Genomic DNA, 19296 nt, shown 5'->3' with positions numbered 1-19296 from the left:
TCGGTGAGGCTCCCCGTAAAAAACCCTGCAAAAAAACAGGGCAGCGAATTCTACTGAATCTCGCTGCCCCTGCCAAGCCTGTTGCTGACTTTTTGTTCGTCAGCTTTTTTCAACTTGCCCGAAATCCAACTCTACAGGAGTGGAACGGCCGAAAATCATCACTGATACTTTCAGGCGGCTTTTCTCATAGTCCACTTCTTCAACAACACCGTTGAAGTCGGCAAAAGGACCGTCATTAACACGCACCACTTCGCCCGGTTCAAACAGCGTTTTATGACGCGGTTTATCAACGGACTCTTGCAGACGATTCAAGATTGCATCGGCTTCTTTATCTGAAATCGGTGCCGGGCGGTCTGAAGTGCCACCAATGAACCCCATCACCCGCGGAATCGAACGCACCAGGTGCCAGGACTCATCATTCATGACCATGTTCACCAGCACATAGCCGGGGAAGAATTTGCGCTCTGATTTACGCTTCTGGCCAGCACGCATTTCGACGACTTCTTCGGTCGGCACCAGTACTTCACCGAAGTACGCTTCCATGCCATGCATTTTGATATGTTCCCGCAATGACTGCGCGACCCGGCTTTCAAAGCCAGAAAACGCCTGCACTACATACCAACGTTTTTTCTGCTCAGACATGGGTTAGATCTCCAAACCGGTGAACCAGCCAATTACCCGAACCAGGATGCCATCCATGATCCACAGTAACAGTCCCATGACAGCAACGGCAGCCATGATGATAAAAGTGGTATGCACGGTTTCTTGGCGCGTCGGCCAGATCACCTTGCGTACCTCAGTACGGGATTCCTTGGCAAAAGACAGTGCCTGCTTGCCCTTCCCGGTCAGGGCGGCAAGGCCAATGGCGACAGCAAAAACCACCACGGCAACCACTACCCGGATCAGCATGGAAACGCCTTGACCATAAAGGTGATTCACAACCACCAAACCGGCCAGTAAAGCGATCACGGCAATCCACAAAACCACATCCAGCGCGCTCTTGGGCTGCTGCTGATGTTCAGTATTTACATTCATCACGACCAACCTAAATCAACTTCCGTCGACACGAAAACCCGCCTCTTGCGGCCGGGCCTTTCTCCAGTCAGCATCAGGGCTTAAACCTCTGACACTGCACTGCAAAACAAAATATTGCAGCCTGTGAAGGCGAGCTGCCGATACTAACAGAATTTGCGCAATAATACCTGCCCTAAGCGACTTTGATGGCACTTTTCGACAGGCAGACAAAAAACAGGGCGCCATAGCGCCCTGTCTGTCATATATCGCCAATAATTAGGCGATGATTTTAGCTACCACACCGGCGCCTACAGTACGGCCACCTTCGCGGATAGCGAAACGCAGACCTTCATCCATCGCGATAGGAGCAATCAGCTCTACTGTCATCTGGATGTTGTCGCCTGGCATTACCATCTCTACGCCTTCCGGCAGCTCGATGGTGCCTGTTACGTCAGTTGTACGGAAGTAGAACTGCGGACGATAGCCTTTGAAGAACGGCGTGTGACGGCCACCTTCGTCTTTGCCCAGTACGTACACTTCTGACTGGAACTTGGTGTGCGGAGTGATTGAACCCGGCTTCGCCAGAACCTGACCACGCTCAACTTCGTCACGCTTGGTACCACGCAGCAGAACACCTACGTTCTCACCTGCACGGCCTTCGTCCAGCAGCTTGCGGAACATTTCAACACCAGTACAGGTGGTCTTGGTGGTCGGGTTGATACCGACGATTTCAACTTCGTCACCAACCTTCACGATACCTTGCTCTACACGACCAGTTACTACAGTACCACGGCCGGAAATAGAGAAAACGTCTTCTACTGGCAGGATGAACGGCTTGTCAATCGCACGCTCCGGCTCCGGAATGTAGCTGTCCAGCGCTTCGCCCAGCTCTACAATCTTCGCTTCCCACTCAGCGTCGCCTTCCAGCGCCTTGAGAGCAGAACCTTTGATTACCGGCAGGTCGTCACCCGGGAATTCGTACTGGCTCAGCAGTTCACGAACTTCCATTTCAACCAGCTCTTGCAGCTCTTCATCATCTACCATGTCACATTTGTTCATGAACACGATGATGTACGGTACGCCTACCTGACGCGCCAGCAGGATATGCTCACGAGTCTGCGGCATCGGGCCGTCAGTCGCCGCTACTACCAGAATCGCGCCGTCCATCTGGGCAGCACCGGTGATCATGTTTTTCACGTAGTCGGCGTGGCCGGGGCAGTCAACGTGCGCGTAGTGGCGAGTCGGTGTGTCGTACTCTACGTGAGAGGTGGCGATGGTGATACCACGGGCCTTCTCTTCCGGCGCGTTATCGATTTGGTCAAACGCTTTGGCTGAGCCACCGTAGGTCTTGGCCAGTACAGTGGTGATGGCGGCGGTCAGGGTAGTTTTACCGTGGTCAACGTGACCGATGGTACCTACGTTGACGTGCGGTTTCGTACGTTCAAATTTTTCTTTAGACATGATAGTCCCTCGGTTCACTTTGCGGCAGGCTAGCCTGCCGGTTTTCACAAAGAAGCTATTATGACTTGAAATGCCGGGAAGGGAAAAGTGGTGCTGATAGGCAGATTCGAACTGCCGACCTCACCCTTACCAAGGGTGCGCTCTACCAACTGAGCTATATCAGCGCACATTGTTGACTGGAGCGGGCAGCGGGAATCGAACCCGCATCATCAGCTTGGAAGGCTGAGGTAATAGCCATTATACGATGCCCGCTAGTTGTCCCTTGGAGGCTACCTCAAACCATGAAATATGGTGGTGGGGGAAGGATTCGAACCTTCGAAGGCTGAGCCGTCAGATTTACAGTCTGATCCCTTTGGCCACTCGGGAACCCCACCTGATCTATAACCTTGATTTGAATGGCTGGGCCATTCAGGCCGGTTACATGCCTGTCAAGTGGGCCGCATTCTAAGAGAAGGGATGCACAAGGGCAACAGTTAATTGGTCAAATACCCTGCTAAAGGATGCTCTTCGGTTGTTTTTTATGCGCTGGCGTAAAGAGCTAGCCCTTCGAGCACCAGTAATGGGCGATGTTGCCAAGCACTTTGTTGTACAGCTAACAGCTCACCGCTACCGCCACTGAGCAGCACTGGGCAGGCTTTACCCAACTGTTGTAAAGCCAGTTTTTCGGCCTCATGAATAAAGCCTCGCAGCATCGCCTGACAGCCTTGAGTTAAGGCGGCACCAGTATCGCTAGCAAAATCAATAGCACAGCTGGCGGCAACATCACCAACACGAGCGGTATGAGTAAGAACAGACTGCTGCATTAATGCCAGACCTGGTGCTATCCAGCCTCCCAGATGTTGACCATTATCAGACAATAGGTCTGCCGTGGCAGCCGTACCAATATCTACCACCAGGCAGGCACCGGCAGTTTGCTGATAAGCGGCTAGCATCGCCAACCAGCGATCCACCCCTAACTTTTCCGGGAACTGGTAGCTGCTACTGACCCCAAAGCGCTGCTTTTCTGAAACTACCGGCTGAACCTGCCAACCAAAGCGATGCAAAGTGCTCTGTAAGGCCTCATTCTTCGCCGACCCGGCAACACTGGCCAGCAATGCCCGGCCTGGGGGCAAACCATCAAGCAGTTCCGGCAATTGCAGCGTGCCTAAGTCGATAACCTCACCATTATCTAACCAGGCACCTTTGACGCGCGTATTACCCGCTTCAATCAGCAGTGTTTTCATGGCTTCTCAGGGACAGCTCACCACCGTATATACGCTCTATATCAGAGCCGGTATCCAGCAGTAGCGCGCCATCAGCTTCAATGCCACGGCAAACACCTACTCGTTCCGTGCTTTCGTTTTTCAGGATCACCGGACGGCCCCGAAAATCATCCAGTGCATTCCAGTCATCCACAAACGGCGCCAAGCCGGATTCGACAAAGGTCGCCATGGCTTGGCGTAGCTCACTGATCACCAATGTGGCCAGACGGTTACGATCCAGTGATTGGCCGTAAATTTGTTGCAAGTCCACCCACGGCTGACCAACCGTACTAGCCACACCCATTGGCATCGCCACGTTAAGACCTACGCCAATCACAACATCCACCGGTCCGTTTGCCTGACCAACCAACTCCACTAAAATACCGCCCAGTTTACGACCATGGTGATAAAGGTCGTTAGGCCATTTGAGGGTGATGGCCCGCCCCCAGACTTTATTTATGGCATTGGCTACCGCAACACCGGCAACCAGGCTAAGCCCCTGTAGAGCACCATGGCGATTGTCCATTCGCCAGAACATGCTCAGGTAAAGGTGAGCTGCAAAAGGAGATACCCAGTGGTTGCCACGACGGCCACGCCCGGCTGTCTGGCACTCTGCCAGTACAACAGCACCATTTACTGGGGCTTCAAGACTTTTGACAACATCATTGGTCGACGTAACCTCCGGCCACACCCAGAGCTCGTCACCCAGCGACAGTCTCAGCATTTGCTCATCAAGTAACGATATGGGCTGTGCCAGCTTGTAGCCCTTACCCTTTACGCTGAAAACGTCCAGGCCAAGGCGCCGAAGCTCACCGACGCGCTTGGATATTGAAGCGCGGGACATCTCTAGCAGTTCGCCAAGCTCTTCTCCGGAATGGAAACGACCATCGGCCAACTGTGCCAGTAGACGCTGATTGATACCGTCAAGTTTTTTGGTTAGTACTTGCATAACATTACAGTGCTATTTCTCCATGAGACCCGAGCAACCGCACTTCCGGCTCCAACGTAATACGAAAATGTTCTTCGACAGACGCCCTGACTTCTCGGGCCAGGGATAACAATGCCTCGGCACTGCTAACGCCCTTATTAATCAACACGAGAGGCTGTAAATGGTGCACTGCAGCGCCATCCTGGCACTTACCCTTCCAACCCAATTGATCAATTAGCCATGCTGCTGGCACTTTCACACCTTGCCCTGGAACACTATGGCCCGGGATATCGGCAAACCGTTGCTGTAATTGCTGATAAGCATCAGAACTGAGCGTCGGATTCTTGAAAAAGCTCCCCGCATTGCCCCACTGTGCCGGGTCTGGCAATTTGCTGCGCCGGGTCGCCTTCACCATATTAGCCACCTCCACAGGTGACGGAGAGCAAAGACGATTGAGCGGAGCGTAACTGAGTATCGGCTGCCAACGGCGAGGTAAGTAAAAACCTACTGCTGTGATTAAAGCACGATCTTTTAGTTCAGCCTTGAATATAGAGTGCCGGTAGCCAAAAGCACAGTGTTCAGATGCTAAACGGTGAGTTTCACCGCTCAGGCGGTCAAAATACTCCACATAACGACATATAGCAGAGAGCTCCACGCCATAAGCGCCAATATTTTGAATGGGAGCCGCGCCTACCGTTCCGGGTATCAAAGCCAAATTTTCCAAACCCGGCATATTCTGCGCCAAAGTCCAGTCAACCAGATCAGGCCAGGATTCACCGGCCGCCACGTGTAAGTGATAGCCAGCCTCATCTTCTGCAACCCGGATCCCCTTAAGACGATTAAGCACTACAGTGCCTTGATAGGGCTCACTGAAAAGTACATTCGAGCCTCCCCCCAGAACAAGTAACGGCTCTGGCAATGAAGCAAGCTCAGCCAATTGCCGAGTATCAGCCAGCACCATCAGCGACTTTGCTGGTATATCCAGGCCAAAAGTGTTGTAAGGCTTAAGCGATGTATCAGCCAGCAGTTGCATAGGAAGGTCAAATTAGCAAGAAGGGGGGTAAGTCTACCCTCTACGGGCAAAACGAAAAAGCCCTGGCGATAAACCAGGGCTTTGACGTTTAGTGGTGCTGATAGGCAGATTTGAACTGCCGACCTCACCCTTACCAAGGGTGCGCTCTACCAACTGAGCTATATCAGCACGATATTAGGTGCCTGGCAGTGACCTACTCTCACATGGCGAATGCCACACTACCATCGGCGCAACTGCGTTTCACTGCTGAGTTCGGAATGGAGTCAGGTGGTTCCACAGCGCTATTGCCGCCAGGCGAATTTGTTGGAGTCCGCTCATACGAGCCAACTCATTCAATTCGGATTAAAGCTGATAACAATGCTTAGATTCTCAGTCTTGCTTGGCGCCCTACAAAACCCTTTGGGTGTTGTATGGTTAAGCCTCACGGGCAATTAGTACTGGTTAGCTCAACGTATCACTACGCTTACACACCCAGCCTATCAACGTTGTGGTCTTCAACGACCCTTTAGGAGACTCGAAGTCTCAGGGATGACTCATCTCAGGGCTCGCTTCCCGCTTAGATGCTTTCAGCGGTTATCGATTCCGAACTTAGCTACCGGGCAGTGCCACTGGCGTGACAACCCGAACACCAGAGGTTCGTTCACTCCGGTCCTCTCGTACTAGGAGCAACTCCCTTCAATCATCCAACGCCCACGGCAGATAGGGACCGAACTGTCTCACGACGTTCTGAACCCAGCTCGCGTACCACTTTAAATGGCGAACAGCCATACCCTTGGGACCGACTTCAGCCCCAGGATGTGATGAGCCGACATCGAGGTGCCAAACACCGCCGTCGATATGAACTCTTGGGCGGTATCAGCCTGTTATCCCCGGAGTACCTTTTATCCGTTGAGCGATGGCCCTTCCATTCAGAACCACCGGATCACTATGACCTACTTTCGTATCTGCTCGACGTGTCTGTCTCGCAGTTAAGCTGGCTTATGCCATTGCACTAACCTCCTGATGTCCGACCAGGATTAGCCAACCTTCGTGCTCCTCCGTTACACTTTGGGAGGAGACCGCCCCAGTCAAACTACCCACCAGACACTGTCCCTAACCCAGATAATGGGCCGAGGTTAGAACATCAAACATACAAGGGTGGTATTTCAAGGTTGGCTCCACACATACTGGCGTACGTGCTTCATAGCCTCCCACCTATCCTACACATGTAGGCTCAATGTTCAGTGTCAAGCTGTAGTAAAGGTTCACGGGGTCTTTCCGTCTAGCCGCGGGTACACTGCATCTTCACAGCGATTTCAATTTCACTGAGTCTCGGATGGAGACAGCGTGGCCATGGTTACACCATTCGTGCAGGTCGGAACTTACCCGACAAGGAATTTCGCTACCTTAGGACCGTTATAGTTACGGCCGCCGTTTACCGGGGCTTCGATCAAGAGCTTCACCTTACGGCTAACCCCATCAATTAACCTTCCGGCACCGGGCAGGTGTCACACCGTATACGTCCTCTTTCGAGTTTGCACAGTGCTGTGTTTTTGATAAACAGTCCCAGCCACCTGGTCACTGCGGCTGCCAACAGCTTACGACGCGAAGTCTTCACCGTCAGCAGCGTACCTTCTCCCGAAGTTACGGTACTATTTTGCCTAGTTCCTTCACCCGAGTTCTCTCAAGCGCCTTAGTATTCTCTACCTGACCACCAGTGTTGGTTTGGGGTACGGTTCCTGCGCAACTGACGCTTAGAGGCTTTTCCTGGAAGCGTGGCATCAACAGCTTCGTTGCCGTAGCAACTCGTCTCGTGTCTCGACCTTAAGGACCCGGATTTGCCTAAGTCCTCAGCCTACGCACTTTCACATGGACAACCAACGCCATGCCTGCCTAGCCTTCTCCGTCCCCCCTTCGCATTGCGCAGAAGTACAGAAATATTAATCTGTTTCCCATCGACTACGGCTTTCGCCCTCGCCTTAGGAGCCGACTCACCCTGCCCCGATTAACGTTGGACAGGAACCCTTGGTCTTCCGGCGTGGAGGTTTTTCACCCCCATTAACGTTACTCATGTCAGCATTCGCACTTGTGATACCTCCAGCATGCCTCCCGGCACACCTTCAACAGCTTACACAACGCTCCTCTACCACTCCCGTAGGAGTCCGCAGCTTCGGTGCATAGCTTAGCCCCGTTACATCTTCCGCGCAGACCGACTCGACTAGTGAGCTATTACGCTTTCTTTAAAGGGTGGCTGCTTCTAAGCCAACCTCCTAGCTGTCTGAGCCTTTCCACATCGTTTCCCACTTAGCTATGACTTGGGGACCTTAGCTGGCGGTCTGGGTTGTTTCCCTTTTGACGACGGACGTTAGCACCCGCCGTCTGTCTCCCGGATAGTACTCTTGGGTATTCGGAGTTTGCATGGGTTTGGTAAGTCGGGATGACCCCCTAGCCCAAACAGTGCTCTACCCCCCAAGGTATTCGTCCGAGGCGCTACCTAAATAGCTTTCGAGGAGAACCAGCTATCTCCCGGTTTGATTGGCCTTTCACCCCTAATCACAGGTCATCCCCTACTTTTGCAACAGTAGTGGGTTCGGTCCTCCAGTTGGTGTTACCCAACCTTCAACCTGCCCATGACTAGATCACCGGGTTTCGGGTCTATGCCTTGCGACTGGACGCCCAGTTAAGACTCGGTTTCCCTACGGCTCCCCTATTTGGTTAACCTCGCCACAAAACATAAGTCGCTGACCCATTATACAAAAGGTACGCAGTCACACCCGAAGGTGCTCCTACTGCTTGTACGTACAGGGTTTCAGGTTCTATTTCACTCCCCTCGCCGGGGTTCTTTTCGCCTTTCCCTCACGGTACTGGTTCACTATCGGTCAGTTGGGAGTATTTAGCCTTGGAGGATGGTCCCCCCATATTCAGTCAAGATACCACGTGTCCCGACCTACTCTTCGTATGCAACAACAGCTGGCATTTCGTGTACGGGACTATCACCCTCTATCGCGGCACTTTCCAGAGCCTTCCACTATACCAACTGCTGATAAACACACTGGGCTCTTTCCCGTTCGCTCGCCGCTACTGAGGAAATCTCGTTTGATTTCTTTTCCTCGGGGTACTTAGATGTTTCAGTTCTCCCGGTTCGCCTCGTTACGCTATGTATTCACGTAACGATACTTGCTTATGCAAGTGGGTTTCCCCATTCGGAAATCGTTGGCTCATGCGGGTCTTATCACCTCACCAACGCTTATCGCAGATTAGCACGTCCTTCATCGCCTCCAACTGCCTAGGCATCCACCCTGTACGCTTAGTCACTTAACCATACAACCCCTAAGGGTTTCGCTTGCGCGAACACATCCTCACGAATGAGCATGTCCGTATGTGACTAACACCTGGTTTTTTCGCCGGACGCTCAAGTAAAACTGAGAGTCTCATTTAAATTGCAGTGTTATCAGCTTTCCGAATTGTTAAAGAGCAAGGCTTAAAAAAGCCTAAGGTAAATCTGACGATTTAACTTAGGCATTTCTCGAGCAAACACATAAATGGCGTCCCCTAGGGGATTCGAACCCCTGTTACCGCCGTGAAAGGGCGGTGTCCTAGGCCTCTAGACGAAGGGGACTTCAATCATGGTGGGCTGCTGTTGCAACCACAAACACTAAATGGTGGAGCTAAGCGGGATCGAACCGCTGACCTCCTGCGTGCAAAGCAGGCGCTCTCCCAGCTGAGCTATAGCCCCATATAAAGTGTGGTGGGTCTGAGTGGACTTGAACCACCGACCTCACCCTTATCAGGGGTGCGCTCTAACCAGCTGAGCTACAGACCCACACCTGTATTCGCTCTTACTCATCCAAGTAATCTGTGTGGACACTGCGCAAACAGTACGCCTCTTTTAGTAAGGAGGTGATCCAGCCGCAGGTTCCCCTACGGCTACCTTGTTACGACTTCACCCCAGTCATGAACCACACCGTGGTAAACGCCCTCCCGAAGGTTAAGCTATCTACTTCTGGTGCAGCCCACTCCCATGGTGTGACGGGCGGTGTGTACAAGGCCCGGGAACGTATTCACCGTGGCATTCTGATCCACGATTACTAGCGATTCCGACTTCACGGAGTCGAGTTGCAGACTCCGATCCGGACTACGACGCGCTTTTTGGGATCCGCTTGCTCTCGCGAGGTCGCTTCCCTCTGTACGCGCCATTGTAGCACGTGTGTAGCCCTACTCGTAAGGGCCATGATGACTTGACGTCGTCCCCACCTTCCTCCGGTTTATCACCGGCAGTCTCCTTTGAGTTCCCGACCTGATCGCTGGCAACAAAGGATAGGGGTTGCGCTCGTTGCGGGACTTAACCCAACATTTCACAACACGAGCTGACGACAGCCATGCAGCACCTGTCTCAGAGTTCCCGAAGGCACCAATGCATCTCTGCAAAGTTCTCTGGATGTCAAGAGTAGGTAAGGTTCTTCGCGTTGCATCGAATTAAACCACATGCTCCACCGCTTGTGCGGGCCCCCGTCAATTCATTTGAGTTTTAACCTTGCGGCCGTACTCCCCAGGCGGTCAACTTAACGCGTTAGCTCCGGGATCCACAGTGCATGACCACAGACCCCAAGTTGACATCGTTTACGGCGTGGACTACCAGGGTATCTAATCCTGTTTGCTCCCCACGCTTTCGCACATGAGCGTCAGTCTTTGGCCAGGGGGTCGCCTTCGCCACTGATGTTCCTTCCGATCTCTACGCATTTCACCGCTACACCGGAAATTCCACCCCCCTCTCCAAGACTCTAGCCTGCCAGTCTTAAATGCCATTCCCAGGTTAAGCCCGGGGCTTTCACATCTAACTTAACAGGCCGCCTGCGTGCCCTTTACGCCCAGTAATTCCGATTAACGCTCGCACCCTCCGTATTACCGCGGCTGCTGGCACGGAGTTAGCCGGTGCTTCTTCTGCGAGTAACGTCACAGCAAGCGGTTATTAACCACTCGCCTTTCCTCCTCGCTGAAAGTGCTTTACAACCCGAAGGCCTTCTTCACACACGCGGCATGGCTGGATCAGGGTTGCCCCCATTGTCCAATATTCCCCACTGCTGCCTCCCGTAGGAGTCTGGGCCGTGTCTCAGTCCCAGTGTGGCTGATCATCCTCTCAAACCAGCTAGGGATCGTCGCCTTGGTGAGCCGTTACCTCACCAACTAGCTAATCCCACGTAGGCGCATCCGATAGCAAGAGGCCCGAAGGTCCCCCTCTTTGGTCCGTAGACATTATGCGGTATTAGCCATCGTTTCCAATGGTTATCCCCCTCTATCGGGCAGCTCCCTACGCTTTACTCACCCGTCCGCCGCTCGTCATCTTCTAGCAAGCTAGAAATGTTACCGCTCGACTTGCATGTGTTAGGCCTGCCGCCAGCGTTCAATCTGAGCCATGATCAAACTCTTCAATTAAAAGTTTGATGCTCAATGAATTGCTGAAGTGTTGAACACTTCGCAGTCATCGAGTAAATCTCAATTTTTTGAGATGTACCCTCTGCGAGTGCCCACACAGATTACTTGGATTATCTTGTTAAAGAACGTCGCTCTTGCCGAGCGAGGAAGCGCATTCTACCGCTCCCATTGACAGTGTCAAGCACATTTCTCAACACCGAAACTTCTGTTTTTGAGCCCTTAAGCTCATCTACCGAAGCGGGCCGCCATTCTACTCGCTTTTCTTGTGCGGTCAAGGCCGGTTTAACCTACCTTTTCAACACTCAAACCGCTTTCCCTTGGCGACGGAGCGGCATTATAGGGCGCCGTTTTATGCTGGCAAGGAATTTTTGCCCGGCGGGCTTTGAATGGTGAAATGCTGCTCAGATGGCATTATTTTTGCCCAACGGTGTAAAAAAAGTTAACATTGCCGCGCATTTTTTTATCAATCTGACTTGAAGACTTCCCATTATTATGAATAAAAATCATCTGTTAATTATCCTGGCCCTGGCGGTACTGGGCTACTTCCTACCAATACTGATCTCTACCTCGGCGCTTAACGCTTCATTATGGTGCGCTGTAGGTGTCGTGATCGGTGGCCTGGCTATTGCCTTTTCTCCATCAGCAACAGCGAAACAAGCCACACGCAGCGACGATATTGCCACCATTACACTTTATGTTGGCAACTTGCCTTACCGTGCGAATGAGCAATCCGTACAGCAAGCCTTTGAGCAATACGGCAAGGTGCTGTCGGTGCGTTTGTTAAAAGATCGCAATACCGGCCGCCGCCGCGGTTTCGGTTTTGTAGAAATGCTCAAGGAAGATGCTGCCGCCGCTATTCGTGGCCTCAATGACCAACCTTTTCAAGAACGGACATTAAAGGTACGCGAGGCCAAAGAGCGCCAGGACGACTAAAGTGTTAACTGTGCAATGTCCGCATCGGGACGTAACCAGCGCTTGATGCAAGCCAGGCCCTGTGGGGCTGTGGCGGTGTGATAAAGGTGGCTAAGGCCACCTTTTTTATTGTCAGGCCCCAGGGCAAGCAAACTGTCAACGCGCCGCGCGATGGCTTCTCCGGTATCAACCAGTTTTGTGGCAGGCCCCAGCACTTGTGCAATTTCCTCACGCAGCAATGGGAAGTGAGTGCACCCCAGCACCACGACGTCTGGCTGCTGGCTACCTTGCCAGGGCGCCAATATGGCTTTGAGTTTATCCATATCAACCACACCCCCGCGCAGCTTTGCTTCAGCCATCAGCACCAGCTCACTGGAGCCGATTTTCAGCAAGGTTTTGTCAGCAGCAAAATCCTGATGCAGTTGCCGGGTGTAGTCCCGCGCAACAGTACCCGGCGTGGCCAGCAGACCGATATGACCGGAACGACTCAACTGCGCGGCAGGCTTAATTGCTGGCACCACCCCCACCACCGGGCAACTAAAAGCAGCTCGCAGTGCCGGGAGAGCCAAGGTAGAGGCGCTGTTGCAGGCAATAACAATCATGGCCAGGGGGTGACGCTCGGCAACGGCTTGCACCATACCCAGCACTCGTGAGACCAAAACGTCGTTAGCCAGCTCGCCATAAGGGAATCCTGCATCATCCATGGCGTACACCGCGTCTAACTGCGGTAAGCGCATCGATACAGCCTGCCAGATAGACAGCCCACCGACTCCGGAATCAAAAAACAGTACCGGCCCCATAGCCCCTTCTTATTTGTTATCAGCCGCGAACAATGCTGGACATTGGCACACGCTTGCCTATTATTTGCCCCCCTGAGACAGGAGGCCAAAATGCAACAGCCGGGTGCAGTTTACCCAGAACTTTATGAAAACCAACTGGCAGAAAAGGCTGCACGCCTCAGTGCACTGCTGGAGCCCTTTGCCGCGCCCGCGCCTCAGCTGTTCCGTTCCGCGCCAAGCCACTACCGCATGCGCGCAGAATTTCGGGTCTGGCACCAGGGTGAGGATCTGTTCTATATCATGTTCGACCAGACAACGCACGAGCGTATCCGGGTCGACCATTACCCAATGGGCAGTGAACTCATCAACACCCTGATGCCGGTCATTCTGGCTGCCCTTAAACCCAACCCGCTGCTACGCCGGAAGCTTTTTCAGGTTGAATTTCTGACCACCCAAAGCGGCGAGGCGGTGATCAGCCTGTTGTATCACAAACCACTGACCGAGCAGTGGCAAGCCGAAGCCCGGCAACTGCGTGAACAATTACAGCAGTACGGCAAAATCGATCTGATCGGCCGCGCCAAGAAACAGAAGGTTGTGCTGGATCGGGACTTTGTCGTCGAAAAGCTACATGTCAACGGCCGTGACTGGACCTTCCAGCAGGTGGAGAACAGCTTTACGCAACCTAATGCTGGTATCAATGAACAAATGCTCAGCTGGGCACTGGCGTGCACCGCTGGCATTGGCGGTGATTTATTAGAACTTTACTGCGGCAACGGTAATTTTACCCTGCCACTGGCTAGCCAGTTCGATAAGGTACTAGCGACCGAAATTGCCAGCAGTTCCGTCAAAAGTGCCCAGTACAATATGGAGGCCAACGCCATTGATAACGTCACCGTAGCCCGGCTGTCTGCCGAAGAGTTTACGCAGGCGCTCAATGGCGTACGCGAGTTTCGCCGCTTGCAAGGTATCGAACTGGCCAGCTTTGATTGCCATACTATTGTCGTCGACCCGCCCCGTGCCGGGCTGGATCCGGCCACCGAGCGGCTGGTCAGCGGCTATCAGTACATTTTGTATATTTCCTGCAACCCCGACACCCTGGCGGGCAACTTGCAGACGCTGTGCAAAACCCACCGCATTGCCAAGCTGGCGCTGTTTGACCAGTTCCCTTACAGCCACCATATGGAATCTGGTGTCTGGTTAGTAAAAAAGTGAGTCAGGTTGTGGCTACGGGCTATTTGCCACTAAGACTGGCGGCGCCACGGGCCACAATTTTTAATTGCATCATCACTTTGTCGGCCAACGACTTACGGGCCACGCGGGATAAATCCAAGGCCTCGGCGCCGGCAGAAAAAACCAGCGTCACCATGGCGTCGGCCTGCACTCGCGCTTCGTCTTCGCTAAACGACAGCTCTTTTTCCAGGTAATCCGCCAGCTCGGCAATAAAATGCTGGATCTCACGGCTGACAGCGGCCCGAAAGGCAGCTGAAGTGCCGGAGCGCTCCCGGAGCAATAGCCTAAAAACATTGCCGTTATCGTTGATGAATTCCATGAAGGTTTCCACCGAGGTGCGGATCACATTGCCACCGCTGTGGTTACCGGCAATCCGCGCGCGGGCCTGGCGCATCAGTTGCCGTAAAGTCAGCCCGGCTTCGTCTACCAGAGTTAAACCCAGTTCGTCCATGTCCTTAAAGTGGCGGTAAAACGAGGTGGGAGCGATACCGGCCTCACGGGTGACTTCCCGCAATGACAGATTGGAAAAGCTGGTTTCCGCACACAGTTGATTAAGGGCCGCATCGATAATGGCACGACGGGTTTTGGTTTTTTGCTGAGCGCGGGTGCCCATAGCTTGCTCCTGCATGGCCAGAGGCCGTTATTCTAGCCTGCCTTGGCAATAAAAAGGCAAACCGCTCAAAACCAGAAGTCGATCACCCTATGCGACGAGTAGCATTGACAGTTATCTCGCCAACCTCTTAAATGGCGTACAGTTGTAAGCTGAAATTGAGTGACATATGAGTAAACCCCGAATAATTTGGGTTAACGCCGCCTTTTTTGCGGTCACAGCCCTGATGGCGCTGGTCGCCATGCCCCTGTGGGGCTTTTACCACGGCTATAGTGGCTGGCAGTGGCTGGCTTTTGCTGTGTTGTTTGTTTACTGCGGGCTGTCGATCACCGCCGGGTACCACCGGCTCTGGTCTCATAAGACTTATCAAGCTCACCCGGTACTGCGCTGGCTGTTTGCCTTGGGCGGTGCGCTGGCTATTCAGAATTCCATTATCCACTGGTCGTCAGATCACCGGGTTCACCACCGGCATGTGGACAACAACGATATTGACCCCTATTCGGCAGGCCGCGGTTTCTGGTTTTCTCATATTGGCTGGATGCTGCGCGAATACCAGCAGGAACGCTACAGTGACTACAGCAATGTGCGCGACCTGCAAAAAGATGCCATTGTGGCCTTTCAGCATCGCCATTACCTGGCACTGGTTTTGGTACTGAACTTTGCCATTCCCCTGCTGCTGGGAATGCTATTGGGTGATGTACTCGGTACTGTCTTGCTGGTCGGGTTCTTCCGCATTTTCATGACCCACCACACAACCTTTTTTATCAACTCTCTGGCACACATCTGGGGCCAGCGTACCTTTACCGACAAGCACAGCGCCCGTGACAACGGCCTGTTGGCCTTTTTGACTTTCGGTGAGGGCTATCACAACTTCCACCATACCTTTGAGAACGACTACCGGAACGGCATTCGCTGGTATCACTTCGACCCAACCAAATGGTTGATCAGAGGGGCTAAAGCACTGGGTCTGGCCAGCAATCTGCGCCGTACCCCGGAAGAGCTGATCGTTAAAGCCAAACTGACTCGTCAGCTGGAAGAAACCCAGGCCAAGGCTCAGGCCAAAGGTTTGTGTTTCAAAGAGCTGCATCATCATTACGAGGAGTTTGTCGCGACCGCTCAGCATTACTACCAGCTGCGTAAACGCTGGCTGCAAATGAAGGGTAGTAAACTCAAGCAGTCGGTAGAAGCCTCGGAGTTGCGCCACCAGCTTGACGAGCTGGCCGGTAAGCTCAAAGAACTACAGCTGCGCTGGCAACACCTGCGCTTACAACTGGTTTGAACAAAGGCGCCAGCACGGCGCCTTTTTTGTATCATGGCCCTTCGTGGACGGAGGTAACATGGATAACATCAGGCTGACCCAATACAGCCATGGCGCCGGCTGTGGCTGCAAGATCTCACCCAAGGTGCTGGAACGCATTCTGGCCGGCTCACGCGGCACCATGGCTTTCCCTGATCTGCTGGTAGGCAATCACAGCCGAGATGACGCCGCCGTAATGGACCTGGGCGACGGCACCGGCATTGTTTCTACTACCGACTTTTTCATGCCCATCATCGACGACCCCATGGACTTTGGCCGCATTGCCGCCACCAATGCCATTTCCGATATTTACGCCATGGGGGGTACGCCACTGATGGCTATTGCTATTCTCGGCTGGCCCATTGATAAGCTACCGGCCGAGGTTGCCGGTCAGGTAGTCGCTGGAGGCCGGGAAGCCTGCGAGGCCGCTGGCATTCCCCTAGCAGGAGGCCACAGCATTGATGCCCCTGAGCCTATCTTCGGGTTGGCGGTAACCGGCCGCGTGCCCCTTAACCGCCTGAAACAAAACGGCGGTGCGCAAGCCGGCGATCTGCTGCTGCTGACCAAACCTTTGGGGGTGGGCATTCTCACTACCGCCGAGAAAAAGGGCCTGCTCAAAGCAGAACACCGCACGCTGGCCCGAGATCAAATGGTGCAACTCAACCAGTTTGGCGCCATTGCCGCGACGCTGGAAGGTGTGCACGCCATGACCGATGTCACCGGCTTTGGCCTGGCTGGCCACCTGCTGGAAATGATGGAAGCCAGCAACAGCTGCGCCCGGTTATTCACCGAGCAACTGCCATTACTTGATGACATCGACTACTACTTAGCAGCCGGCGCCATTCCCGGGGGAACGCAACGAAACCTGGAGGCCTACGGCGACAAGCTTCCCGAGTTGAGCCAGCGTCAAGCCCAGCTACTGGCCGACCCACAAACCAGTGGCGGTTTGTTGATTGCCGTATCACCGGCCGAGCAGCAGGCTCTGGCAGCACTGGCCGACGAACACCAACAACCCTTATATCCTATTGGCCAGGTACAGACCCGGGGGGCAGCGTGGTTACAACTGTAACCCCCGAAGAATTACTCAGCTCCCAACGGCCAGTCTTTGATGTGCGAGCGCCAGTGGAGTTTGCAAAAGGTACTCTGCCTTGGGCGGTCAATCTGCCATTGATGAACGACCACGAGCGGGCCCGCGTCGGCACCTGCTACAAACAGCAAGGGCCAGAGGCCGCCATTGCGCTGGGCCATGAGCTGGTCAGCGGTGATGTTAAAGCTCAGCGGCTGGCTGCCTGGCAGGACTTTATTGATGCTCACCCCCAGGCCGTGCTGTTCTGCTTTCGCGGCGGTTTACGCTCACAACTGGTGCAGCAATGGCTGGCTGAAGCCGGTTTGCATATTCCTTTGGTAGCCGGTGGCTACAAGGCACTGCGGCAACACTTGATGGCCATTAATGAGCAAGCGGCACAGCGGCCGCTGTTTGTGGTTGCCGGCACCACCGGCAGCGGTAAAACCGACTTTATTCATCATTTCCCGCAGGCGGTCGATCTCGAAGATCTGGCCTGCCACCGTGGTTCGGCTTTTGGCCGGCGCGTCACCCCGCAACCGTCACCGGTGACCTTTGAGAATCGTCTGGCCATGGCCCTGCGCGGGCAAACGGGTCCCTTATTGCTGGAAGACGAATCGCGCTTGATTGGCTCGGTAGCGGTGCCGCTGGCCTTGCACCGAGCCATGGCCAAGGCGCCGATTTTTTTACTGGAAGCGCCCCTTGCCGAGCGGGTTGAACGTATTCACCAGCAGTATATTCAGCAAAATCTGGCCGAACAGCAGGCCCGGCTAGCGCCAGACGCTGCTTTTAACGCTTTTGCCGAGGGGTTACAGGCCAGCCTTAAAGGAATTTCCCGACGCCTTGGCGATCAGCGTTACCGCCAGTTAGCGGAGCTGATGAGCGCGGCTCTCACCGCCCAGCAACAACAAGGCGACAACAGCGGCCATCGGCAATGGATAGCCCAACTACTAACTGACTATTACGACCCGATGTATCACTACCAGCTGGATAAATTGCAACAGCGGATCGTTGCTCGCGGTAGTGCCGATCAACTGGCCGCAACGCTAACCGCGGCCCTGGCAGCCCGGTAAGCCACCAACGCCGCCAGCAGCATGGTGGCAGCCAGTGCCCATTGTGGCGCCACCGGCAAGGCCACTGCCAACAGGCCAATCAGCGATGCCCCCGCCATCTGCATAAACAGTACCAATGATGCCGCAACGCCAGCCTGTGCTTTATAAGGTGCCAAAGCCAGGCTGGTGGCCGGCCCCAGGCCACAGGCAAAACCGGCACACCCCAACGCCACCGGTAGCATGTAGCCGACCGCAGAGCTGCCCCACAAAGTAAACGAGAGCATCAAGCTCAACGCCGCCAGCGCTTGCCAGCTGGCCGCAACCTGTAGGCAACGTCGCTGCCCAAAACGGCGGATCAGCCAGTTGGCATTGGCCGACGCCAACATGATCCACAGTGCATTAGCCCCGAAGATCAGCGAAAAGTGGACCGGTGATAAACCCGCCTCCGCAATCATCACCGTCGGCGCCAATGACACATAGCTCAGCACCATGCCCATGCCAGTACTATTGACCAGGCTAAAACGGCGAAACTGCCGGCTGCGGAGGATCTGCAGGTAACGGTGCAGTGGCAGTAAGGTGGCGGCGTGGGTATCGGCGGGCCGGGTTTCCGGCAAGTAGCGCCAGATCACCCCCAGCAGCAGCGCCGCATAACCAGCCAGAAAGCCGAACGGCGCCTGCCAGCCAAACTGCTGCGCCAAAAAGCCGCCCAATAATGGCGCCAGGGCCGGAACAATATTCAAAGCACCGTTTAAAAAAGAGTAAGTGCGCGCACTGGCTTCGCCGTCAAGGCGGTCACGTACCGCAGTAAATGCCACCACTGAGCTGCAACACACCGCCGTACCTTGCAACAAGCGTGAGGCAATAAACAGCAAAACATTATCTGCCAGCATCGCCATCAGGCCACCCAGCATGTACAACAAGACGCCAGCCATGGCCACCGGCCGGCGGCCAAAACGATCAGCCAGAGGGCCGGCAATGAGCTGCCCCAGCCCCATCATCAGTAAAAACAGGCTCACCGTGCTTTGCACCAGTGACGCCGGTATGGCCAACGCATTGGCAATGGCCGGGATCGCCGGCAGATAAATATCAATCCCCAGCGGGCTAAGTAAAACCAACGCCAGCAATAACCATTTTAAACGCGCCACAACACCTCCTCGGCAAGCGGCGCAACTCTACTGACTCACTGGCCAGAACACCAGCATCTTACTTATGCCACGAAGAACTGCTAAATAAGGTATTCATTCCAAATTGAAATATCTCATTC

Annotated in this window: 14 protein-coding genes, 7 tRNA genes and 3 rRNA genes; 5 read left to right on the top strand and 19 right to left on the bottom strand. The window is 54.1% G+C overall.

Annotated features, from left to right (window positions below; all coding sequences use genetic code 11):
* Positions 1–99 precede the first annotated feature (99 nt).
* From nusG to WDB70_RS00950, 16 genes are all read right to left on the bottom strand, one after another.
* Positions 100–642: a transcription termination/antitermination protein NusG gene (gene nusG, locus WDB70_RS01025; RefSeq protein WP_406665736.1), complete on the bottom strand. Its 543-nt coding sequence runs from the start codon at positions 640–642 to the stop codon at positions 100–102.
* 3 nt (positions 643–645) lie between these two features.
* Positions 646–1035, bottom strand: coding sequence for a preprotein translocase subunit SecE (secE, locus tag WDB70_RS01020; protein WP_406665734.1), 390 nt, complete (start codon positions 1033–1035; stop codon positions 646–648).
* Between the two features lie 255 nt (positions 1036–1290).
* Positions 1291–2475, bottom strand: coding sequence for an elongation factor Tu (gene tuf, locus WDB70_RS01015; RefSeq protein WP_406665732.1), 1185 nt, complete (start codon positions 2473–2475; stop codon positions 1291–1293).
* Positions 2476–2563: 88 nt separating this feature from the next.
* Positions 2564–2639, bottom strand: a tRNA-Thr gene (locus tag WDB70_RS01010).
* A 13-nt stretch (positions 2640–2652) separates the two neighbouring features.
* A tRNA-Gly gene (locus WDB70_RS01005) sits at positions 2653–2727 on the bottom strand.
* Positions 2728–2764: 37 nt separating this feature from the next.
* Positions 2765–2849 (bottom strand) — tRNA-Tyr (locus tag WDB70_RS01000).
* 144 nt (positions 2850–2993) lie between these two features.
* Positions 2994–3698 (bottom strand): type III pantothenate kinase, encoded by a 705-nt coding sequence (locus WDB70_RS00995; RefSeq protein WP_406665730.1) that lies wholly within the window; start codon positions 3696–3698, stop codon positions 2994–2996.
* Positions 3679–4665, bottom strand: coding sequence for a bifunctional biotin--[acetyl-CoA-carboxylase] ligase/biotin operon repressor BirA (birA, locus tag WDB70_RS00990; protein ID WP_406665728.1), 987 nt, complete (start codon positions 4663–4665; stop codon positions 3679–3681). Before birA ends, WDB70_RS00995 begins: the two co-directional genes overlap by 20 nt.
* Positions 4666–4669: 4 nt before the next feature.
* Positions 4670–5677 carry a UDP-N-acetylmuramate dehydrogenase gene (murB, locus tag WDB70_RS00985; protein ID WP_406665726.1) on the bottom strand — a complete coding sequence of 336 codons (1008 nt, stop codon included), beginning with the start codon at positions 5675–5677 and terminating at the stop codon, positions 4670–4672.
* 92 nt (positions 5678–5769) lie between these two features.
* Positions 5770–5845 (bottom strand) — tRNA-Thr (locus WDB70_RS00980).
* A 12-nt stretch (positions 5846–5857) separates the two neighbouring features.
* Positions 5858–5972 (bottom strand): 5S ribosomal RNA (rrf, locus tag WDB70_RS00975).
* Positions 5973–6087: 115 nt separating this feature from the next.
* A 23S ribosomal RNA gene (locus tag WDB70_RS00970) occupies positions 6088–8977 on the bottom strand.
* A gap of 222 nt (positions 8978–9199) precedes the next feature.
* Positions 9200–9275 (bottom strand) — tRNA-Glu (locus tag WDB70_RS00965).
* A gap of 41 nt (positions 9276–9316) precedes the next feature.
* Positions 9317–9392 (bottom strand) — tRNA-Ala (locus WDB70_RS00960).
* A 10-nt stretch (positions 9393–9402) separates the two neighbouring features.
* Positions 9403–9479, bottom strand: a tRNA-Ile gene (locus tag WDB70_RS00955).
* A gap of 70 nt (positions 9480–9549) precedes the next feature.
* A 16S ribosomal RNA gene (locus WDB70_RS00950) occupies positions 9550–11089 on the bottom strand.
* Together the 16S, 23S and 5S rRNA genes with 4 tRNA genes alongside form the textbook arrangement of a ribosomal RNA operon.
* A gap of 492 nt (positions 11090–11581) precedes the next feature.
* Here WDB70_RS00950 and WDB70_RS00945 point away from each other — a divergent pair.
* Positions 11582–12022 carry an RNA recognition motif domain-containing protein gene (locus tag WDB70_RS00945; RefSeq protein WP_406665724.1) on the top strand — a complete coding sequence of 147 codons (441 nt, stop codon included), beginning with the start codon at positions 11582–11584 and terminating at the stop codon, positions 12020–12022.
* On the opposite strand, the gene murI is transcribed toward WDB70_RS00945, so the two are convergent.
* On the bottom strand, positions 12019–12801 hold the full coding sequence (gene murI / locus WDB70_RS00940) for a glutamate racemase (protein WP_406665722.1): 783 nt from the start codon (positions 12799–12801) through the stop codon (positions 12019–12021). The two genes, WDB70_RS00945 and murI, sit on opposite strands and share 4 nt — an antisense overlap.
* A 90-nt stretch (positions 12802–12891) precedes the next feature.
* Here murI and trmA point away from each other — a divergent pair, with 90 nt between their 5' ends.
* Entirely contained in the window at positions 12892–13992 is a 1101-nt protein-coding gene (gene trmA, locus WDB70_RS00935; RefSeq protein WP_406665720.1) for a tRNA (uridine(54)-C5)-methyltransferase TrmA, read from the top strand.
* Positions 13993–14011: 19 nt separating this feature from the next.
* Here the strand turns inward: trmA and fabR are convergent, their stop codons facing one another.
* Positions 14012–14623, bottom strand: a complete 612-nt coding sequence (gene fabR / locus WDB70_RS00930) for an HTH-type transcriptional repressor FabR (RefSeq protein WP_406665718.1) — start codon at positions 14621–14623, stop codon at positions 14012–14014.
* A 166-nt stretch (positions 14624–14789) separates the two neighbouring features.
* On the opposite strand from fabR, the gene WDB70_RS00925 reads away from it, so the two are divergent.
* From WDB70_RS00925 to mnmH, 3 genes are read left to right on the top strand one after another with little or no spacing between them, the layout of a single operon-like run.
* Positions 14790–15899 (top strand): fatty acid desaturase, encoded by a 1110-nt coding sequence (locus WDB70_RS00925; RefSeq protein ID WP_406665716.1) that lies wholly within the window; start codon positions 14790–14792, stop codon positions 15897–15899.
* Between the two features lie 58 nt (positions 15900–15957).
* Positions 15958–16986 (top strand): selenide, water dikinase SelD, encoded by a 1029-nt coding sequence (gene selD / locus WDB70_RS00920; protein WP_406665714.1) that lies wholly within the window; start codon positions 15958–15960, stop codon positions 16984–16986.
* Positions 16971–18053, top strand: a complete 1083-nt coding sequence (gene mnmH / locus WDB70_RS00915; RefSeq protein ID WP_406665712.1) for a tRNA 2-selenouridine(34) synthase MnmH — start codon at positions 16971–16973, stop codon at positions 18051–18053. The genes selD and mnmH overlap by 16 nt, the downstream gene beginning before the upstream one ends.
* On the opposite strand, the gene WDB70_RS00910 is transcribed toward mnmH, so the two are convergent.
* A complete protein-coding gene (locus WDB70_RS00910) occupies positions 18011–19177 on the bottom strand; it encodes a multidrug effflux MFS transporter (protein WP_406665710.1) in 1167 nt (388 codons plus the stop codon). The two genes, mnmH and WDB70_RS00910, sit on opposite strands and share 43 nt — an antisense overlap.
* Between the last annotated feature and the right edge of the window lie 119 nt (positions 19178–19296).

Source organism: Gallaecimonas aegicerasi (assembly GCF_045291545.1).
Taxonomy (GTDB): Bacteria; Pseudomonadota; Gammaproteobacteria; order Enterobacterales; family Gallaecimonadaceae; genus Gallaecimonas.
The sequence above is the reverse complement of the archived record's forward strand: the minus strand, read 5'-3'. Positions and strand labels throughout refer to the sequence as shown.

Coding starts and splice junctions, on each gene's coding strand:
- nusG (WP_406665736.1), bottom strand. CDS start 642: ATGTCTGAGCAGAAAAAACGTTGGTATGTAGTGCAGGCGTTTTCTGGC.
- secE (WP_406665734.1), bottom strand. CDS start 1,035: ATGAATGTAAATACTGAACATCAGCAGCAGCCCAAGAGCGCGCTGGAT.
- tuf (WP_406665732.1), bottom strand. CDS start 2,475: ATGTCTAAAGAAAAATTTGAACGTACGAAACCGCACGTCAACGTAGGT.
- WDB70_RS00995 (WP_406665730.1), bottom strand. CDS start 3,698: ATGAAAACACTGCTGATTGAAGCGGGTAATACGCGCGTCAAAGGTGCC.
- birA (WP_406665728.1), bottom strand. CDS start 4,665: ATGCAAGTACTAACCAAAAAACTTGACGGTATCAATCAGCGTCTACTG.
- murB (WP_406665726.1), bottom strand. CDS start 5,677: ATGCAACTGCTGGCTGATACATCGCTTAAGCCTTACAACACTTTTGGC.
- WDB70_RS00945 (WP_406665724.1), top strand. CDS start 11,582: ATGAATAAAAATCATCTGTTAATTATCCTGGCCCTGGCGGTACTGGGC.
- murI (WP_406665722.1), bottom strand. CDS start 12,801: ATGGGGCCGGTACTGTTTTTTGATTCCGGAGTCGGTGGGCTGTCTATC.
- trmA (WP_406665720.1), top strand. CDS start 12,892: ATGCAACAGCCGGGTGCAGTTTACCCAGAACTTTATGAAAACCAACTG.
- fabR (WP_406665718.1), bottom strand. CDS start 14,623: ATGGGCACCCGCGCTCAGCAAAAAACCAAAACCCGTCGTGCCATTATC.
- WDB70_RS00925 (WP_406665716.1), top strand. CDS start 14,790: ATGAGTAAACCCCGAATAATTTGGGTTAACGCCGCCTTTTTTGCGGTC.
- selD (WP_406665714.1), top strand. CDS start 15,958: ATGGATAACATCAGGCTGACCCAATACAGCCATGGCGCCGGCTGTGGC.